Origin of the sequence: Rhodococcus sp. MS13, assembly GCF_013277835.1 — a bacterium.
GTDB classification, from domain to species: Bacteria; Actinomycetota; Actinomycetes; order Mycobacteriales; family Mycobacteriaceae; genus Rhodococcus_F; species Rhodococcus_F erythropolis.
This window is the reverse complement of sequence record NZ_VBTL01000013.1, coordinates 432324-449112: the sequence shown is the minus strand read 5'-3', so window position 1 is coordinate 449112 and position 16789 is coordinate 432324. Positions and strand designations below refer to the sequence as shown.

Annotated in this window: 14 protein-coding genes and 1 pseudogene; 6 read left to right on the top strand and 9 right to left on the bottom strand. The window is 62.3% G+C overall.

What is annotated here, in order from left to right; all coding sequences use genetic code 11:
* Positions 1–5: 5 nt before the first annotated feature.
* Positions 6–2048: pseudogene (gene glgX / locus FEZ59_RS27830) on the top strand (glycogen debranching protein GlgX); the annotation flags it as partial.
* Here glgX and FEZ59_RS27825 read toward each other — a convergent pair.
* From FEZ59_RS27825 to ctaD, 4 genes are all read right to left on the bottom strand, one after another.
* Entirely contained in the window at positions 1961–2755 is a 795-nt protein-coding gene (locus FEZ59_RS27825; protein ID WP_242459944.1) for a membrane protein, read from the bottom strand. The pseudogene glgX and the gene FEZ59_RS27825 sit on opposite strands and share 88 nt — an antisense overlap.
* Before the next feature lie 37 nt (positions 2756–2792).
* Entirely contained in the window at positions 2793–3560 is a 768-nt protein-coding gene (locus FEZ59_RS27820; protein ID WP_021333089.1) for a peptidyl-tRNA hydrolase, read from the bottom strand.
* A complete protein-coding gene (gene serB / locus FEZ59_RS27815; protein ID WP_020969288.1) occupies positions 3557–4777 on the bottom strand; it encodes a phosphoserine phosphatase SerB in 1221 nt (406 codons plus the stop codon). Before serB ends, FEZ59_RS27820 begins: the two co-directional genes overlap by 4 nt.
* 116 nt (positions 4778–4893) lie before the next feature.
* Positions 4894–6684: a cytochrome c oxidase subunit I gene (ctaD, locus tag FEZ59_RS27810; protein WP_020907234.1), complete on the bottom strand. Its 1791-nt coding sequence runs from the start codon at positions 6682–6684 to the stop codon at positions 4894–4896.
* Between the two features lie 349 nt (positions 6685–7033).
* Here ctaD and FEZ59_RS27805 point away from each other — a divergent pair, with 349 nt between their 5' ends.
* The 3 genes from FEZ59_RS27805 to FEZ59_RS27795 all read left to right on the top strand — a co-directional run bounded on the left by FEZ59_RS27805 (position 7034) and on the right by FEZ59_RS27795 (position 9713).
* Positions 7034–8029, top strand: coding sequence for an iron-siderophore ABC transporter substrate-binding protein (locus FEZ59_RS27805; RefSeq protein ID WP_134998805.1), 996 nt, complete (start codon positions 7034–7036; stop codon positions 8027–8029).
* A gap of 49 nt (positions 8030–8078) precedes the next feature.
* The gene (locus FEZ59_RS27800; RefSeq protein WP_020907233.1) at positions 8079–9173 is read left to right on the top strand and encodes an iron-siderophore ABC transporter substrate-binding protein; all 1095 of its coding nucleotides are present in this window, start codon (positions 8079–8081) and stop codon (positions 9171–9173) included.
* A 66-nt stretch (positions 9174–9239) separates the two neighbouring features.
* Positions 9240–9713 (top strand): NUDIX domain-containing protein, encoded by a 474-nt coding sequence (locus FEZ59_RS27795; protein WP_134998803.1) that lies wholly within the window; start codon positions 9240–9242, stop codon positions 9711–9713.
* A gap of 72 nt (positions 9714–9785) precedes the next feature.
* Here FEZ59_RS27795 and nrdF read toward each other — a convergent pair whose 3' ends face one another.
* From nrdF to nrdH, 4 genes are all read right to left on the bottom strand, one after another.
* Positions 9786–10787, bottom strand: coding sequence for a class 1b ribonucleoside-diphosphate reductase subunit beta (nrdF, locus tag FEZ59_RS27790; protein WP_134998802.1), 1002 nt, complete (start codon positions 10785–10787; stop codon positions 9786–9788).
* 584 nt (positions 10788–11371) lie between these two features.
* Positions 11372–13453 (bottom strand): class 1b ribonucleoside-diphosphate reductase subunit alpha, encoded by a 2082-nt coding sequence (nrdE, locus tag FEZ59_RS27785; protein WP_228118113.1) that lies wholly within the window; start codon positions 13451–13453, stop codon positions 11372–11374.
* Between the two features lie 59 nt (positions 13454–13512).
* A complete protein-coding gene (gene nrdI, locus FEZ59_RS27780; protein ID WP_003944767.1) occupies positions 13513–13992 on the bottom strand; it encodes a class Ib ribonucleoside-diphosphate reductase assembly flavoprotein NrdI in 480 nt (159 codons plus the stop codon).
* 82 nt (positions 13993–14074) lie between these two features.
* Positions 14075–14305, bottom strand: a complete 231-nt coding sequence (gene nrdH, locus FEZ59_RS27775) for a glutaredoxin-like protein NrdH (RefSeq protein ID WP_019747886.1) — start codon at positions 14303–14305, stop codon at positions 14075–14077.
* A 291-nt stretch (positions 14306–14596) separates the two neighbouring features.
* Here nrdH and FEZ59_RS27770 point away from each other — a divergent pair, with 291 nt between their 5' ends.
* Positions 14597–15424 (top strand): siderophore-interacting protein, encoded by an 828-nt coding sequence (locus FEZ59_RS27770; protein WP_134998801.1) that lies wholly within the window; start codon positions 14597–14599, stop codon positions 15422–15424.
* Between the two features lie 72 nt (positions 15425–15496).
* Here the strand turns inward: FEZ59_RS27770 and FEZ59_RS27765 are convergent, their stop codons facing one another.
* Positions 15497–16063 carry an NAD(P)H-dependent oxidoreductase gene (locus tag FEZ59_RS27765; RefSeq protein WP_019747884.1) on the bottom strand — a complete coding sequence of 189 codons (567 nt, stop codon included), beginning with the start codon at positions 16061–16063 and terminating at the stop codon, positions 15497–15499.
* A gap of 106 nt (positions 16064–16169) precedes the next feature.
* Between FEZ59_RS27765 and FEZ59_RS27760 the strand changes: the two genes are divergently transcribed.
* Entirely contained in the window at positions 16170–16769 is a 600-nt protein-coding gene (locus FEZ59_RS27760) for a TetR/AcrR family transcriptional regulator (RefSeq protein ID WP_019747883.1), read from the top strand.
* Positions 16770–16789 lie beyond the last annotated feature (20 nt).

Sequence of the window (16789 nt, the reverse complement as noted above, 5' to 3'; positions counted from 1 at the left end):
CTTGCGTGTCGCCTCTCATCGAAACTCGCACCCCGACGCCCGGGTCTCCGTTCCCACTCGGCGCCAACATCGTGGACTCCGGAACCCAGTTCGCGGTCCACGCACCAGCTGCGTCGAGCGTCCAGATCTGCCTGATCGACCAGGACGGAAACGAAGATCGCGTCGAACTCCGGCAACACACGTACGGAATCTGGCACGGGATCATCGCCGGGATCGGTGCGGGGCAGCGATACGGAATTCGGGCAAGCGGCCCGTGGAATCCGCGCGCCGGACTGAGACTGAACCCACACAAGCTGCTCATCGATCCGTGGGCGTGCCGCATCGAGGGGGAACTCGGTGACCACCGTGCCCTCCTGTCGTACGCCGACGATCCTTTCGGCGACCCGTCTACCCTCGACTCGCTCGGCCACGTGCCGCTGTCCGTGGTGACTCCCGGCCTCGTGCCCGCCGGAGCCCGCCTCGAGACGCCGTGGGAGGAAAGCGTGATCTACGAACTGCATGTGGGCGCGTACACCGCCAGTCATCCAGGAGTACCCGCCGCCCACCGCGGAACGTACCTCGGCCTGACGGCACCGGCCGTGATCGATCACCTCGTCTCACTCGGCGTCACCGCCGTGGAACTGCTTCCCGTACAGGCGTTTCTGACCGAACAGAGCGTCCGCGAGCGAGGGATGCGCAACCACTGGGGATACTCGACGGCGTCGTACTTCGCCCCGCATCCCGGATACGCGGCAACTCCGGGCGGCGAAGTCACCGAGTTCCGGATCATGGTCGACGCACTACACGCGGCAGGCATCGAGGTCATCCTCGACGTCGTCTACAACCACACCTGCGAGCAGAGTGTCGATGGAATCAGCGTCAGCTGGCGAGGTTTGGACGGCCCCGGCTACTACCTTCTCGACGGCGACGGCCGCGACATCGACCTGACCGGGTGCGGCAACACGGTCGACGCCTGCTCCCCCATCGCCGTCCGCATGATCACCGACAGCCTCCGCTACTGGGCCACCGAAATGGGTGTCGACGGCTTCCGATTCGATCTCGCGAGCGCGTTGGGTAGACCGCGCGGCGGCGGCTTCGACCAGCGGGCGTCCATCCTGTCGGCCATCTCCTCCGATCCCGTACTGACCCGGTGCAAGCTCATCGCCGAACCGTGGGATGCCACTGCCGACGGTTACCAGGTCGGAAACTTCGGACTCCAATGGTCGGAATGGAACGACAAGTACCGCAGCACCATTCGCCAGTTCTGGAACGGCGGCTCCAGCGTCCGGAAGGTCGCGTCGCGCCTCGCCGGTTCCGAGGACATCTTTGCCGGCAGCGGCCGTCGCCCATGGGCGTCGATCAACTTCGTCACAGCGCACGACGGGTTCACCGCCGCCGATCTGGTCGCGTACAACCACAAGCACAACGAAGCCAACGGTGAAGACAATCGTGACGGCGCCGATCACAACGATTCGTTCAACCACGGAATCGAAGGCCCCAGCACCGATCCCGAGATTCAGGACGCCAGGGCACGTCATGTACGGGCGCTACTGGCCACGCTCGTGCTGTCGACAGGCACACCGATGCTCACCGCCGGAGACGAGTTCGGCCACAGTCTCGGCGGAAACAACAACGCGTATTGTGTTCCCACACTTGCCTCCCCAGCCGATTCGTGGGCCCTGGACTGGACGGCGGCCGATCAGTCATTGGTGCAGTTCGTCTCCCGAGCGTTCGGATTACGCCGAGCGGCACCGGCGTTGCGTCAGCCCGAATTCTTCGAAGGCAGAAGAAGACTGGAGCACCCGGACCTCGTCTGGTTCGACGCTGCCGGCGTCGAGTTCGACGACACCGCATGGTACGACGAGAGTCACCGAACGCTGCAGGCCTGGATCGACGGAGCCGACGTTCGGTCTCACACTCGGACCGGGCGCCCACTCGGTGACGACAGTTGGCTCCTGATCCTGCATTCCGGTGGACCGGTTCAGGTCACCGTCGGCACTCCGGAATGGTTCGACGGCACATTGACTGCATCGTTCGATTCGGCGTCACCGACCGGAGAACCTGCCTCCACGGCCGAAGTTCCCGTCGGCACGGAGATCTCATTGACCGGACCCACGGTCTTGGCCTTACGTTCCGTGACACGTCCGCCGGTAACCGCTGCTGTCATGGAATCCGGCAGCACCTTGATCAGTAATTGAATGGTCGGCCCGATCCCGAAGGCGTACAACACTGTTCCGACGCCAACCGTTCCACCGAGGAGCCATCCGGTAGCGAGGACCGCGATTTCGATGCTGGTACGCACGAGCCTGACCGACAAGCCGGTGCGCGCCACCAGTCCTGTCATCAACCCGTCGCGGGGACCCGGCCCCATGCCTGCCCCGATGTAGAGAACGCTGGCCAGTCCGTTGAGGAGGATTCCCGCGACCATGATCGCGGCGCGAACTGGCATGGAATCAAAGACCGGCAAGAAGGCCAGTGAAGTATCCACCGAGATTGCAATGACCACGACATTGGCGACCGTGCCGAACCCTGGCCGCTGACGGATCGGAATCCAGAGCAGCAGTACCACCGCACCGGTAATCGCAGTGATCACGCCGAAACTCAGCGAAACATGCTCGGCCACGCCCTGATGGAACACATCCCAGGGGTCCAGTCCGAGGCCGGCTGTGATCATCATGGCCATCGAGAAGCCGTACAACCACAGACCAACGAACAGCGAGGCGAATCTCCGTATCAACACTCGACTATCTTGAAGGCCACTGGACTGTTCATCCATAGCCAAGTTGTCGATACTGGACTGGTCGGTTAGGTCTCTACGGAACCGCGATGACTGTCATGGAGCCTGGTGCCACTTCCGTGAACCCTGCGTCGCGAACCGCGACAGCCTCCGACCGCTTCAATCGATCTACTGCCTCGGCCCACTGTTTCGAACTTGCGTCGCGTACCGAGCAACGAAAGTCGTTCTGCGCCCATGCCCAGCACTGTTTCTCGGACATGGCCGCTGCCAACAACATCGAGGCATGCCCTACCTGTGCCGACGCCTTGCCTACCGTCATCTCGAGCTCCGAGTCGATCCACAGCACCGGAAGACCGGGCTCGGGCTGGCCAGGCTCGTCGTGCTCCAGGTCGGTGCCACCGATCTGCAACTTCTTGATTCGCGGGTCCAGTTCTCCGACCGGCCCGGGAACCAGAGCCCGCGCCTGGGCACCATCCACGTCGACGGTGATTCCCGGTACCTCTTGCGCGGCGAGCCACTGGGCTCCACGCGCTCGGCGAGACACTTTCCGGATCCGGGCACCCACCCACGCCGAATAGTCCTCGTGCCACGGGCCGGGCTCCCCGTCTTCGGTGAACCCGACGCGTTCGTCCAGGCACAGCGCCACTGCCGCCGTTGCGGCAGCCTCGAGCAGTGCAGTGCGCTTCGGCGGGTCTGCCTTCGGGATGTGGAGAATGATCGGCATCGCCAACACCAGTGCCGGATCCGCGGGATCGTCTCGCCCACCGTACCCAGCGGCCAACACCGCGTGGCGCTCGCGCCAGCGAGAATCGGGATCGGAACTGACTGCTGGATCGGAACTCATGGAATCGGTACGCGTCGTACGCCACCGTCGACGGCGTCCGCAGCCTCGACCTCGTCGCGGGTCACACCGAGAATGAACAGCACAGCATCGAGGAAGGGATGCGACAAAGCCGCGTCCGCGACCTCCCGCAACGCGGGCTTGGCGTTGAACGCCACACCCAGTCCCGCGGCGTTGAGCATGTCGATGTCGTTGGCACCGTCACCGACGGCGACAGTCTGTTCCATCGGCACACCGACCTGATCGGCGAACTTGCGCAGCGCAACGGCCTTCGCGGCGCGGTCGACGATTTCACCGATCACACGTCCGGTCAGCTTGCCGTCGACGATCTCGAGGGTGTTGGCGTGCACGAAGTCCAGTTCGAGTTCGTGTGCGAGGCCTTCGATGACCTGGCGGAAACCGCCGGACACCACGCCGCAGTGGAATCCGAGGCGGCGCAGGGTGCGAATCGTGGTGCGCGCCCCCGGCGTCAGTTCGATGCTCTCTGCCACCTCGTCGATGACGGACGCGTCGAGACCGGCGAGTGTCGCCACACGCTGGTGCAGTGATTCGGTGAAGTCGATCTCGCCGCGCATCGCAGCTTCGGTGACGGCGCGGACCTCGTCCTCGACGCCGGCCTTCGCGGCGAGCATCTCGATGACCTCGCCCTGTACGAGCGTCGAGTCCACGTCGAACACGATCAGACGCTTGGCCCGGCGAGCCAGTCCTGCGCGCTCGACTGCGATGTCGACGTTTTCGAGAGCGGCGACCTCGGCGAGTCCGGTACGCAGCTTCGCGTCGCCGTCGACAGTATCGGCTGCGCTGACGCTGAGTTCGAGGCCGGTGACCGGATAGTCGGCGACACCACGGATGGAGTCGATGTTGGCGCCCTGCTTCGCGAGTTCGCGTGCTACCGAGCGCATTGCGCGGGCATTGACGGGGCTGCCGAGAACAACGACCGCGTGAGTGGACACTGCAGGTCGACCTGGATCGGCACCGATTTCGATGTCGACGTTCATTCCGACCGTCGCCATCGCCTGTTCGAGCTCTTCCTGAAGGGCTTCGGGATCGTTCGGGCAGGCCACCATGACGCCGAGTGTCAGTCGACCTCGAATCACCACCTGCTCCACGTCGAGCAGACGCACATCGTGCCGCGACAGCGCCGCGAACAGTACCGAGGTGACGCCAGGGCGGTCCGGCCCGGTCACAGTCACCAGAACAGTGGTGTCAGAGGCACCCACCGAAAACTCCGATCGTTTCTTCGTTCGCGTCTTGATCGTCACTATTGTGCCAAGCGAAAGGCCCCACCCGTTACTCGGGCGGGGCCTTCGCTGATTACTTCAGTGTGTTACTTCGCTCAGGAGCGGCTGTCGGTGCCGGGGTCGCCTTCGTCCCCGACTGTGAGCGGCTCGTGACGAGCATCTTCGAGCACGGTGCTGGCGTTCTTCCCACCGTGACCGGGGCCGACGTGCGCTTCTGCGCGCATTCGCTCCACCATGTGCGGGTAGTGCAGCTCGAAGGCCGGACGCTCGCTGCGGATGCGCGGCAACTCGGTGAAGTTGTGACGCGGCGGCGGGCAGGTTGTCGCCCACTCGAGCGAGTTTCCGTAGCCCCACGGATCGTCGACGGTGACCACTTCGCCGTAGCGGTAACTCTTGAAGACGTTCCAGATGAACGGGAGCGTCGAGGCACCGAGTACGAACGCGAAGATCGTGGACACCGAGTTCAGCACCGTGAACCCGTCCGAGGGCAGGTAGTCGGCGTAACGACGCGGCATACCTTCGGCACCGAGCCAGTGCTGGACGAGGAACGTGCCGTGGAAGCCGACGAACGTGGTCCAGAAGTGCCACTTGCCGAGGCGCTCGTCCATCATGCGGCCGGTCATCTTCGGGAACCAGAAGTAGATACCGGCGTACGTGGCGAACACGACCGTACCGAAGACCACGTAGTGGAAGTGGGCGACGACGAAGTAGCTGTCCGTGACGTGGAAGTCGAGCGGCGGGCTCGCGAGGATGACGCCCGACAGACCACCGAAGAGGAAGGTGATCAGGAAGCCGATCGAGAACAGCATCGGCGATTCGAAGGTCAATTGCCCCTTCCACATCGTGCCGATCCAGTTGAAGATCTTCACACCTGTCGGCACGGCGATCAGGAACGTCATGAACGAGAAGTAGGGCAGGAGAACAGCGCCGGTCGCGTACATGTGGTGAGCCCACACTGCGATCGACAGAGCGGCGATGGCCAACGTTGCGTACACCAGGCCGCTGTAGCCGAAGATCGGCTTACGGCTGAAGACCGGGAAGATCTCCGAGACGATGCCGAAGAACGGCAGCGCGATGATGTACACCTCGGGGTGACCGAAGAACCAGAACAGGTGCTGCCACAGCAGCACACCGCCCGTTGCCGGGTCGAAGATGTGTCCACCGAGATGGCGGTCGACGAACAGGCCCATGAATGCAGCGGTCAGCAGCGGGAACGCCAGCAGGATCAGGATGCTGGTGATGAAGATGTTCCAGGTGAAGATCGGCATGCGGAACATGGTCATACCGGGTGCGCGCAGGCAAATCACGGTGGTGACCATGTTGACGCCACCGAGGATGGTGCCGAGGCCGGCGACAGCCAGACCCAAGACCCACAGGTCGGCGCCGACGCCGGGGCTGTGCAGCGCGCTGGTCAGCGGCGTGTATGCCGTCCAACCGAAGTCTGCTGCGCCACCGGGCGTGACGAATCCGGCCGTCGTGATGATCGCGCCGAACAGGTACAGCCAGTAGCTGAACGCGTTCAGACGCGGGAACGCGACGTCGGGTGCACCGATCTGGAGCGGAAGAATGTAGTTCGCGAAGCCGAAGACGATCGGGGTCGCGTACAGCAGCAGCATGATCGTGCCGTGCATGGTGAACAGCTGGTTGAACTGTTCGTTGGAAAGGAACTGCATGCCGGGTACAGCAAGTTCGGCACGCATCATCAGTGCCATGAGGCCACCGATGAGGAAGAAGGCGATGGAAGTCGCCAAGTACATGATTCCGAGCACCTTGGGATCGGTGGTCGTGATCATCTTGAAAATGAATGAGCCCTTGGGTCCCTGCCGCGGCGGGTAAGGCCTGGCCGGCGCTATCGTGGGGACTGGCTGGGGCGCTACGGCAGTCACTGATCCTCCTGAATGTGCCTTTGGTCGCTCCGCAGACTCCGTCAAAGAGCCCTTGGTTGCGCCCGCAGGGTCCGTCGCCCGGGCTGCGGACAACGGCTTCTGGCTTGCGCTCATCGAATCGTAGACCGTGACTCCGAGGCACCGCGACCCGGTCCTACTCTGCGTCGTACTCGAGCATCCGTTTTTGGGGGCACCAAACGAACGACCTGCGGTTTATGTTCCCTCGGGAGTCCGAACCCACATCCGAATCGGCGTGTCGTACCCGTCGAAGAATTCGGCCGGTGTCCGTTTTCGGCCATCTCCTCCACTGATAAGGTCACCCTCGCCTAACTCACCTCAGGAGTATTCAGTGAAATTCTTTCCCCGCCGCGCCGCGCTGGTAGCCGTCGCAGCCTCGATCGCCTTGGTCGTTCCAGCCTGCTCGAGTAACGACGAGCCCGCTGCAACCACCACCTCGACCGAGTCGGGCGCATTCCCCCGCACGATCGAACACTTCCGTGGAAGCACCGAAATCCCGGCAGCACCCCAGCGGATCGTCGCGCTCGACAACAGCTTCACCGACGCCGTCCTTCTCCTCGAATCCCCGCTCGTCGGCTACGTCGACTACCGCGAGCCCGGTCTTCCCGACTACCTCGGATCCTCGCGGGAGGAATTCGCCGCGGACGCCGTCTCGGTCGGCACGGTCAGCAGTGCAAGCCTCGAGAAGATCGCCGCACTGCAGCCAGACCTCATCATCTCCGCCGAGGTCCGCGACGGGAAGAACTACGAACAACTGTCCGCGATCGCACCCACCGTCTTCACTCAGACGACCGGCCCGACGTGGAAGGACAACATCCGCCTGGTCGGTCAAGCGCTGGGCAAGGAGTCACTGGCCGAGGCGAAGATCACCGAGTACGAAACCCGCGCAGCCATCGTCGGCAAGGAAATCAACGAGAAGGCGAACAACCCGGTCATCTCGGTAGTCCGATTCGCCGGTGAACCGACGGCACGCCTCTACCGCACCACCTCGTTCAGCGGCATCGTCCTCCAGGACGCCGGATTGAAGCGCCCGGACAACCAGGGACCTGACCCCGCCGATGCCGGAAACATCATGATGAAGATCAGCCCCGAGCTGATCAACGAAGCCGACGCGGACGTCATCTTCATCAGCACCTGGCAGGACGCCGAGGGCAAGAGCGCCGAAGCTGCGAAGCCGTTCCTCGAGAGCCCGCTGTGGCAGACCCTTCGAGGACGCAAGGTCGACGTGGACGATTCACGTTGGATGTCGCCGGTCAGCATCCAGGGCGCCCACATGATCCTCGACGACCTCTCGGACACGTTCGAGGTGGACAAGCAGAACAGCTGAGTCGAACAGCTAACCTGAACGGCGCCCGCTCACACAGGAAGCCGTCGACTTGTCTGTTCTCTCACGCACGTCTGTTCTCTCACGCACGACCGCCCGCACGTCCATTCGTCGTGTCTCGATCCTGGGGATCGCCGCCACGATGCTCGTCCTCGGTGGTTGCTCGTCCGACTCGTCGGACGATCCCGCGAGCACCATCGTCCGGACCACTACGTCGATCGCCGGTGCCGGCGTGATGGGTATCGAACGCGACACCGCCACCGCGTGCCCGACGCCGACGCAAGCCGACCCGGGAGCGGGCCCCGGGGTGAAGCGTCGAGTCGTACACACTGCGGGTGAAACCGAGGTTCCTTCCGATCCCCAACGGATCGTGGTCCTCGACAGCGTCTCGATGGACGCCGTGTGCGCCCTCGGTCTGTGGGAGCGGGTAGTGGGCGCCGCGACCGGTGTCGACTCGCCTCAACCGTCGTACCTCGGTTTCGGCATCTCGGAGATTCCGAGCGTCGGCCCCGTGAGCGCACCCGACGTCAACGCCGTGAAGGCCGCCGCGCCGGACTTGATCCTCGGGTCCAGTCCGGCGTCCGACGGTTTGTACGGGCAACTCGACGCCATTGCCCCCACCGTGTTCGCCGGCGCGGATCCCGTGTACTGGAAAGCGCAGTTCGCCCTCGCCGGCCAGGCACTTGGCCGTTCGTCCGCGGCTGCGACGGAGCTGGACCGCTACCAGCAGGACGTCGTGCAGCTCGGCGACGCATTGAATGCATCACAGACGCAGGCATCAGTGGTTCGGTTCGGTTCGAAGGACCTGCAGATCGAGGGTCCCGCATCCTTCGCCGGACAGATCCTCAGCGACGTCGGCGTCCGGCGCCCACCGGCGCAGCGATTGACCGATGCGACCACAGCACCGATTCCGGCCGACGATCTCAGCGCCGCCGAAGGTGACTTGATCTACGTACTCTTCGACGGGCCGAACGGTCGTACCTACGGCACCGAGATCATGAAGAGCGACCAGTGGCAGGACCTCGCCGCCGCCACCGACCGGCGTGTGTTCGTCGCTGAAGACGAAATCTGGAACGGAAACGGGATGACTGCCGCCCGTGCCGTATTGGCGGACTTGAAGGGAACCTTGAACGGATATGCGAGCTGACCGGAACGAACCACTACTCCCACATTCGAGGCGGCTCGCCACAACTGTGACGGTCGGGTTCTGATCATGCCGATCCCGGAATTCATTGTCGCTTTGCGCGAGAAGGTCGGTCATGCGCCGCTCTGGCTGTCCGGCGTGAGCGTCGTGATCCGCGACGACGACGGCCGGGTCCTGCTCACCCGCCGCGCCGACAACGGTCAGTGGGCCGTCGTGTCCGGCGTTCTCGAGCCCGGAGAGGAACCGTCGGCGGCGGCGGTGCGGGAGGCGAAGGAAGAAACCGGCGTCGACGCCGAATTGATTCGGATCACGAGTGTCGATGTCACAGAACCCATTACGTACCCCAATGGTGACGTGACCCAGTACCTCGACGTCTGCTTCCTGGCCAGGTGGACCGGCGGAGATGCACACGTGGCGGACGACGAAAACCTCGAGGTCGCGTGGTTCGCGCCGAGCGAATTGCCGTCGGACATGACGGAAACCTCGCGTCTGCGCCTCGTAAAAGCATTGCTGGACAAGCCGGAAGCGTGGTTTCTGCGCTGACCCACTCCCCCATCGACGACCGAAGCCCGATTCCCGCGTGTGCAGGAGTCGGGCTTCGGTATATAGGTCGCTCTAGAAATCCCAGTCGTCGTCTTCGGTGTTGACTGCCTTGCCGATGACGTAGGAGCTTCCCGAGCCGGAGAAGAAGTCGTGATTCTCGTCCGCATTCGGTGAAAGTGCCGACAGGATAGCCGGATTGACGTCCGTCTCGTCCTTCGGGAAGAGGCCTTCGTAGCCGAGATTGTTGAGCGCCTTGTTGGCGTTGTAGCGCAGGAACTTCTTGACATCCTCGGTCAGGCCGACGCCGTCGTAGAGGTCCTGCGTGTAGTCGACCTCGTTCTCGTAGAGCTCGAAGAGCAGCTCGAACGTGTAGTTCTTGAGCTCTTCACGCTCGGCCTCGGTGAGCTGTTCGAGGCCCTTCTGGTACTTGTAGCCGATGTAGTACCCGTGCACGGCCTCGTCGCGGATGATGAGGCGGATGAGGTCTGCGGTGTTGGTGAGCTTGGCTCGCGAGGACCAGTACATCGGCAGGTAGAAGCCGGAGTAGAAGAGGAAGCTCTCGAGGAGCGTCGATGCGACCTTGCGCTTGAGCGGCGACTCGCCGTTGTAGTAGTCGAGAACGATCTGCGCCTTGCGCTGCAGGTTGGGGTTCTCCTCCGACCAGCGGAACGCGTCGTCGATGTCCGGGGTGGAGCACAGCGTCGAGAAGATCGAGCTGTAACTCTTCGCGTGCACCGATTCCATGAAGGCGATGTTGGTGTACACCGCTTCTTCGTGGGGAGTGATCGCGTCCGGGATGAGGCTGACGGCGCCGACCGTTCCCTGGATGGTGTCGAGCAGCGTCAGGCCCGTGAAGACGCGCATGGTGAGCTGCTGCTCCTGCGCGGTCAGCGTTCCCCAGGACGGGATGTCGTTGGAGACCGGCACCTTTTCGGGCAGCCAGAAGTTGCTGACGAGGCGATCCCACACCTCGGCGTCCTTCTCGTCCTGGACGCGATTCCAGTTGATGGCGGAAACGCGACTGACCAGCTTAGTGTGGCTGGCACCGGCTGGGGTGTGAGGTGAGGAAGTCATTCCATCCCTTGCCTTATTGGATCGTGGATCTGAAATTAGTGGTCTTCAGTCGAGTATCGATCTGAATCTTCGCGGATGCGCATCGTTTGCACACCGTAAGACGAGAAACTCGAACGAGAATGGGGTGAGGCAGGTTTTGCCTCACCCCATTCTCACTCAGAACATAGTTGGAGCGTACCGCTTCACGGACTCGTACTAAATTCGTCCTAGCACTAACCGCGTGGCGCGGTGGCCGACATCGCCGAAGCCTTGCGCGACGTCTCGATTTCCACCTACTTCCGACGTTTAACCGTTTCGGTCACGGTTGTATTCGGCGATTTTTTCGCTGCCGACGCCGGCAAGAACCGACCGGTCTTCGCGCTTCGTACTCGCTTTGCCATGTTCGTTCACCTCCTCAGGGTCCAACTGCACCCCGCAGAGCCTTGTGTGGGCACAAGGACAAACTCGTATAGGCTAAGAGCTTCCCGATCCTAGGGAGCCCCGCCTCGCGGGGTTGAAGAGCTCGGCTTGTTAGCGCAAGCCGGGCTCTTTCTCGTTCCAGTAGGCGCGTGCCCGCGCCCACTGGTACGAAACTCAGAGTTGATCTACAGCATGCAGGAAACGCAGCCCTCGACCTCGGTGCCTTCGAGTGCCATCTGACGCAGACGGATGTAGTACAGCGTCTTGATGCCCTTACGCCACGCGTAGATCTGCGCCTTGTTGATGTCGCGTGTGGTGGCGGTGTCCTTGAAGAACAGCGTCAGCGACAGGCCCTGGTCGACGTGTTGCGTTGCGGCAGCATAGGTGTCGACGATCTTCTCGTACCCGATTTCGTAGGCATCCTGGTAGTACTCCAGGTTGTCGTTGGTCAGGTAGGGCGCCGGGTAGTAGACGCGACCGATCTTGCCTTCCTTGCGGATCTCGATCTTCGACGCCACCGGGTGGATAGAGCTGGTGGAGTAGTTGATGTACGAGATCGAGCCGGTCGGCGGGACGGCCTGAAGGTTCTGGTTGTAGATACCGTGCTTCTGAACCGAAGCCTTCAGCTCACGCCAGTCGTCCTGGGTGGGGATGTGCAGCTTCGCATCGGCGAAGAGTCCGCGAACCTTGTCGGTTGCAGGCTCCCAGACCTGGTCGGTGTACTTGTCGAAGAATTCACCCGAGGCGTACTTCGACTCCGGGAAACCCTTGAAGTACGAGCCGCGCTCGATGGCGATCTTGTTCGACGCACGCAGTGCGTGGAACAGCACGGTGTAGAAGTAGATGTTCGTGAAGTCGATGCCTTCTTCGCTGCCGTAGAAGATCCGCTCACGAGCGAGGTATCCGTGCAGGTTCATCTGACCGAGGCCGATGGCGTGAGAGTCGTTGTTGCCCTGCTCGATCGACGGCACCGAGTAGATGTGTGTCTGGTCGGACACTGCCGTCAATCCGCGGATCGACACTTCGATGGTCTTCGCGAAGTCGGGCGAGTCCATGGTCTTCGCGATGTTCAGCGAACCCAGGTTGCAGGAGATGTCCTTGCCGACCTTCGAGTAGGACAGGTCGTCGTTGAACAGCGAAGGCGTCGAAACCTGCAGGATCTCCGAGCACAGGTTCGAGTGAGTGATCTTGCCTTCGATCGGGTTTGCCCGGTTCACCGTGTCCTCGAACATGATGTAGGGGTAGCCCGATTCGAACTGCAATTCGGCGACGGTCTGGAAGAACTCGCGAGCCTTGATCTTGGACTTGCGAATTCGCTTGTCGTCGACCATCTCGTAGTACTTCTCGGAGACGTTGATGTCGGAGAACGGAACTCCGTAGATGCGCTCGACGTCGTACGGCGAGAACAGGTACATGTCCTCGTTCTTCTTCGCCAGTTCGAAAGTGATGTCCGGGATCACGACGCCGAGAGAGAGCGTCTTGATGCGGATCTTCTCGTCGGCGTTCTCACGCTTGGTGTCGAGGAAGCGGTAGATGTCGGGGTGGTGCGCATGCAGGTACACGGCGCCGGCGCCCTGACGCGCGCCCAACTGGTTGGCGTAGGAGAACGAGTCCTCGAGAAGCTTCATGATCGGGATGACACCCGAACTCTGGTTCTCGATCTTCTTGATCGGTGCGCCGTGCTCACGAACATTGGTGAGCAGCAAGGCAACTCCGCCACCACGCTTGGACAGCTGCAGTGCCGAGTTGATGGAGCGACCGATGGACTCCATGTTGTCTTCGATACGAAGCAGGAAGCAGGACACGGGCTCGCCGCGCTGCTTCTTGCCCGAGTTCAGGAACGTCGGGGTGGCGGGCTGGAAGCGTCCGGCGATGATCTCGTCGACGAGTTCGACGGCCAGGTCTTCGTTGCCTGCGGCCAGGGTGAGCGCAACCATGCAGACACGATCTTCGAAACGCTCGAGGTAGCGCTTACCGTCGAAGGTCTTGAGCGTGTAGGAGGTGTAGTACTTGAATGCACCCAGGAACGTCGGGAAGCGGAACTTCTTGGCGTACGCGTGATCGATCAGGAACTTCACGAAAGTACGTGAGTACTGATCGAGAACCTCGGGCTCGTAATAGTTTTCCTCGACGAGGTAGTCCAGCTTCTCGTCGAGGTTGTGGAAGAACACGGTGTTCTGGTTGACGTGCTGCAAGAAGTACTGACGGGCTGCAGCGACATCCATCTCGAACTGGATCTCACCGTTGGCGCCGTACAGGTTGAGCATGGCATTGAGTGCGTGGTAGTCGAGACCGTTGGTGGAATCGCCGCCGCGTGCATCACGCTCTACGCTTCCTGCCGCGATCGTGTCAGTGATGGTTGGCGCCACTGCCCGTGCTCCTTCTCTGTTTCGAGATGATTCCAGAACTCCCCCAAGCCTTCTCGTACTCGGTCGACATCTTCGGCAGTGCCCATGAGTTCGAACCGGTACAGAAAAGGAACGTGGCATTTCTGGGAAATGATGTTTCCTGCATAGCAAAAGGACTCACCGAAATTGGTGTTTCCTGCCGCGATCACTGCTCTGATCAACGACCTGTTGTGTGGATTGTTCAAAAAACGAATGACCGGCTTCGGCACATAACTGGTGTCGCGCCCTGTCACGGTGACCCCGCCACCATAGGTGGGCAGAATCAGCACATAGGGCTCGTCTACACGAAATGAGCCGTCACGGTCATGGATAGGTATACGTGTCGCAGGCAGGCCGAGACGTTGAACGAATCGGTGGGTGTTCTCCGACACGCTGGAAAAATAGACCAGCGAAGTCATCGGTTGTCACCATTTTCTTGTACGGTGCCCGGAACTACTCAGATGTGTCGGCGGAGGTGTCCACCGCCGACACTGCGGCGCTTCAAGCAGCGACGGTCAGGGTCTTGATGCGATCGGGACGGAAACCCGACCAGTGATCTTCACCGGCAACCACGATGGGCGCCTGGAGGTACCCGAGAGCCATGACGTAGTCGCGGGCTTCGGCATCCTCGGTGATGTCGATGATGTTGTATTCGAGACCGGCCTTGTCGAGGGCGCGGTAGGTGGCATTGCACTGAACGCAAGCGGGCTTGGTGTAGACGGTGATGCTCATGAGAGTCCCTCTTTCGCTTAGCCAACAAAGGCCGATGTAGTGATGTTCAGCACCGATTCGACCGATTGCCGGAGTCTCGCTCGAGGCGTTCCGCGTTGTGGTCTCTCAGTGCTCAAGACACTACACCTAGTGGCCGACAGAAACACATAACGCGAGATGTTGTGAGTCACATCGTTGAAATTCCCAGGTAGCCCCAGTTCAGCCCACACATCTTCCGGCGCGTCGGCGTGTCGCCCGTCACATTTCGGTCGCAGGCCTGACAGCATCTGAAAACCACTACTCGGACCTACCATGAGCGTCGTGGAAACACCCCCGAAGGACGAAGCTCCGCGCCACCAGGCAACCGTGACGAGAACGCAGCAGGTGACACCTAAGATGCGCAGAATCACCTTCGGCGGTGCGGGCCTGAGCGACTTCGAGACGAGCGGGAGCCCCGACGAACGGGTGCTCGTCAGATTCCCCGTCGACCCCCCTCACGCCCGTAGTTACACGGTCCGGCACTGGCAGCCCTCGAAGAACGAACTGGAGATCGACTTCGTTCTCCACGGCCACGGCGGAGCTGCGCTCTGGGCCGAGAATGCGCAACCGGGCGAGACCGTACATCTTTCGACTGCGAGCGGGTGGTTCAAGCCGCCGACAGAGTGCGACTGGCTGCTACTCGTCGCCGATCACGCCGCACTGCCAGCGATCGGGCGGATCTTGGAAGAAGCACCCGACGGTCTACCGATCCACGTCATTGCACAGGTGCCCGCGCCGAGCGAACAGCAGACGTTCACGACGCGCGCCGACGCTCACTACCGATGGATCGACGAAGCAGACTCACTGCTCGCCGAATTGGCCGCCATTCCCCTGCCTCCCGGCGAGGGCTACATCTGGTGCGCAGTCGAGGCCGCGACCGCCAGACGCATCCGCACCCATCTGCGTCGAACATGGGAAATCCCGGCACCCCGCATGCACGTGATGGGTTACTGGCGGGAGGACAAGGAGAACTGGGAGCGTCGGTACGCCGTCGTCGCCGACCGTATCGACGCCGCGATGGGCGAAGCGATGATGGCCGGCAAGGATTTCGAAGCGGTTCGCGACGCCGTCGACGACGCGATGGAACGCGAAGGGCTCTAGCGCACAGATGGGCGTGACTCGCATACGAGTGAGGGCCATACCTTCCGGCATGGCCCTCACTCGTGAAACGGATTACGCGTTGACGAGCTGCTTGCTGGCGTCGACGAGGTCGGAGACGACCTTGGAGACCTGAGCGAGCACCTCTGCGTTCTCGCGCGGGTGCAGCTCACCGAACAGTGCGCCGGTTCCACCGATGCTCAGTGCGGTGTCCTCGACGACCTTGCCGCCGGCGATGCGGACCGCCTTGGTGGTGTCTTCGTGTGCCCACTTGGCGCCGTTGCCGCTGGGCGACGCGCTGATGACTGCGACAGCCTTGTCCTTGACTGCACCGACACCGTACGGACGCGAGATCCAGTCGATGGCGTTCTTCAGAACTGCGGGGATGGTGCCGTTGTATTCGGGGGTTACGAGCAGGAACGCGTCAGCGTCGCTCGCAGCGGCGCGCAGTGCGTCGACAGCGGGAATGGAAGCACCCTCGACGTCGATGTCTTCGTTGTAGAAGGGGACGTCGGCGAGGCCTTCGAAGACCGTCAGCGTTGCACCCTCGGGTGCGGCGGACACAGCCGTCTCGGCAAGCTGGCGATTGACGGATCCGGCGCGCAGGCTGCCGACGAGAACGAGAACATTGGTCTGTGACATAACGAGATTCCTTCGAGAGTGGTGCGGTTGGTGGCTCCGGTTGAAAGTTATATCAACTAAACGGACCGCGGTCCACTTACATTCCCCGGACCTGTAACCTGATCCCGTGAGCGCAATCCCCCTCCCCCAGATCGGCGCCGTACCCGTCGAGCGCGGTGACGCAGCACGTAACCGCGTACTTCTGCTCGACGCCGCAGCCCTCCTCGTCGCCGAGCGAGGTGTCGACGCGGTCACGATGGATGCCGTCGCGTGCCGGGCCGGTGTGGGCAAGGGCACAGTTTTTCGGCGCTTCGGCAATCGATCGGGACTGATGCAGGCACTGCTCGATCACACCGAGCGAGAACTGCAGCAGGCATTCATGTTCGGCCCCCCACCGTTGGGTCCTGGCGCGCCGCCGATCGAGCGCCTCATCGCGTTCGGACGAGCCCGGATCGCCATGGTGGAAGTACAGGGCGAAGTCCTCCGAGCGGCGGAAAACGCTCCTGAATACCGCTTCGGCGGTCCGGCACGAGCACTCGGCATCGCTCACGTCATCGGACTTCTTCGAGGAGCCGGCGTCGAGGGCGACCTCGATCTGCTCGCTTCAGCGCTGTTGGCACCACTCGAAGCGTCGCTTGTCCTTCATCAGGTGCGCGATCTCGGGATGACCACCGAGCGCCTGGCCGCCGGCTGGGAAGACCTTGCCCGGCGCGTTACTCGATGTTGACTCCCCAGATCCGTCCCACC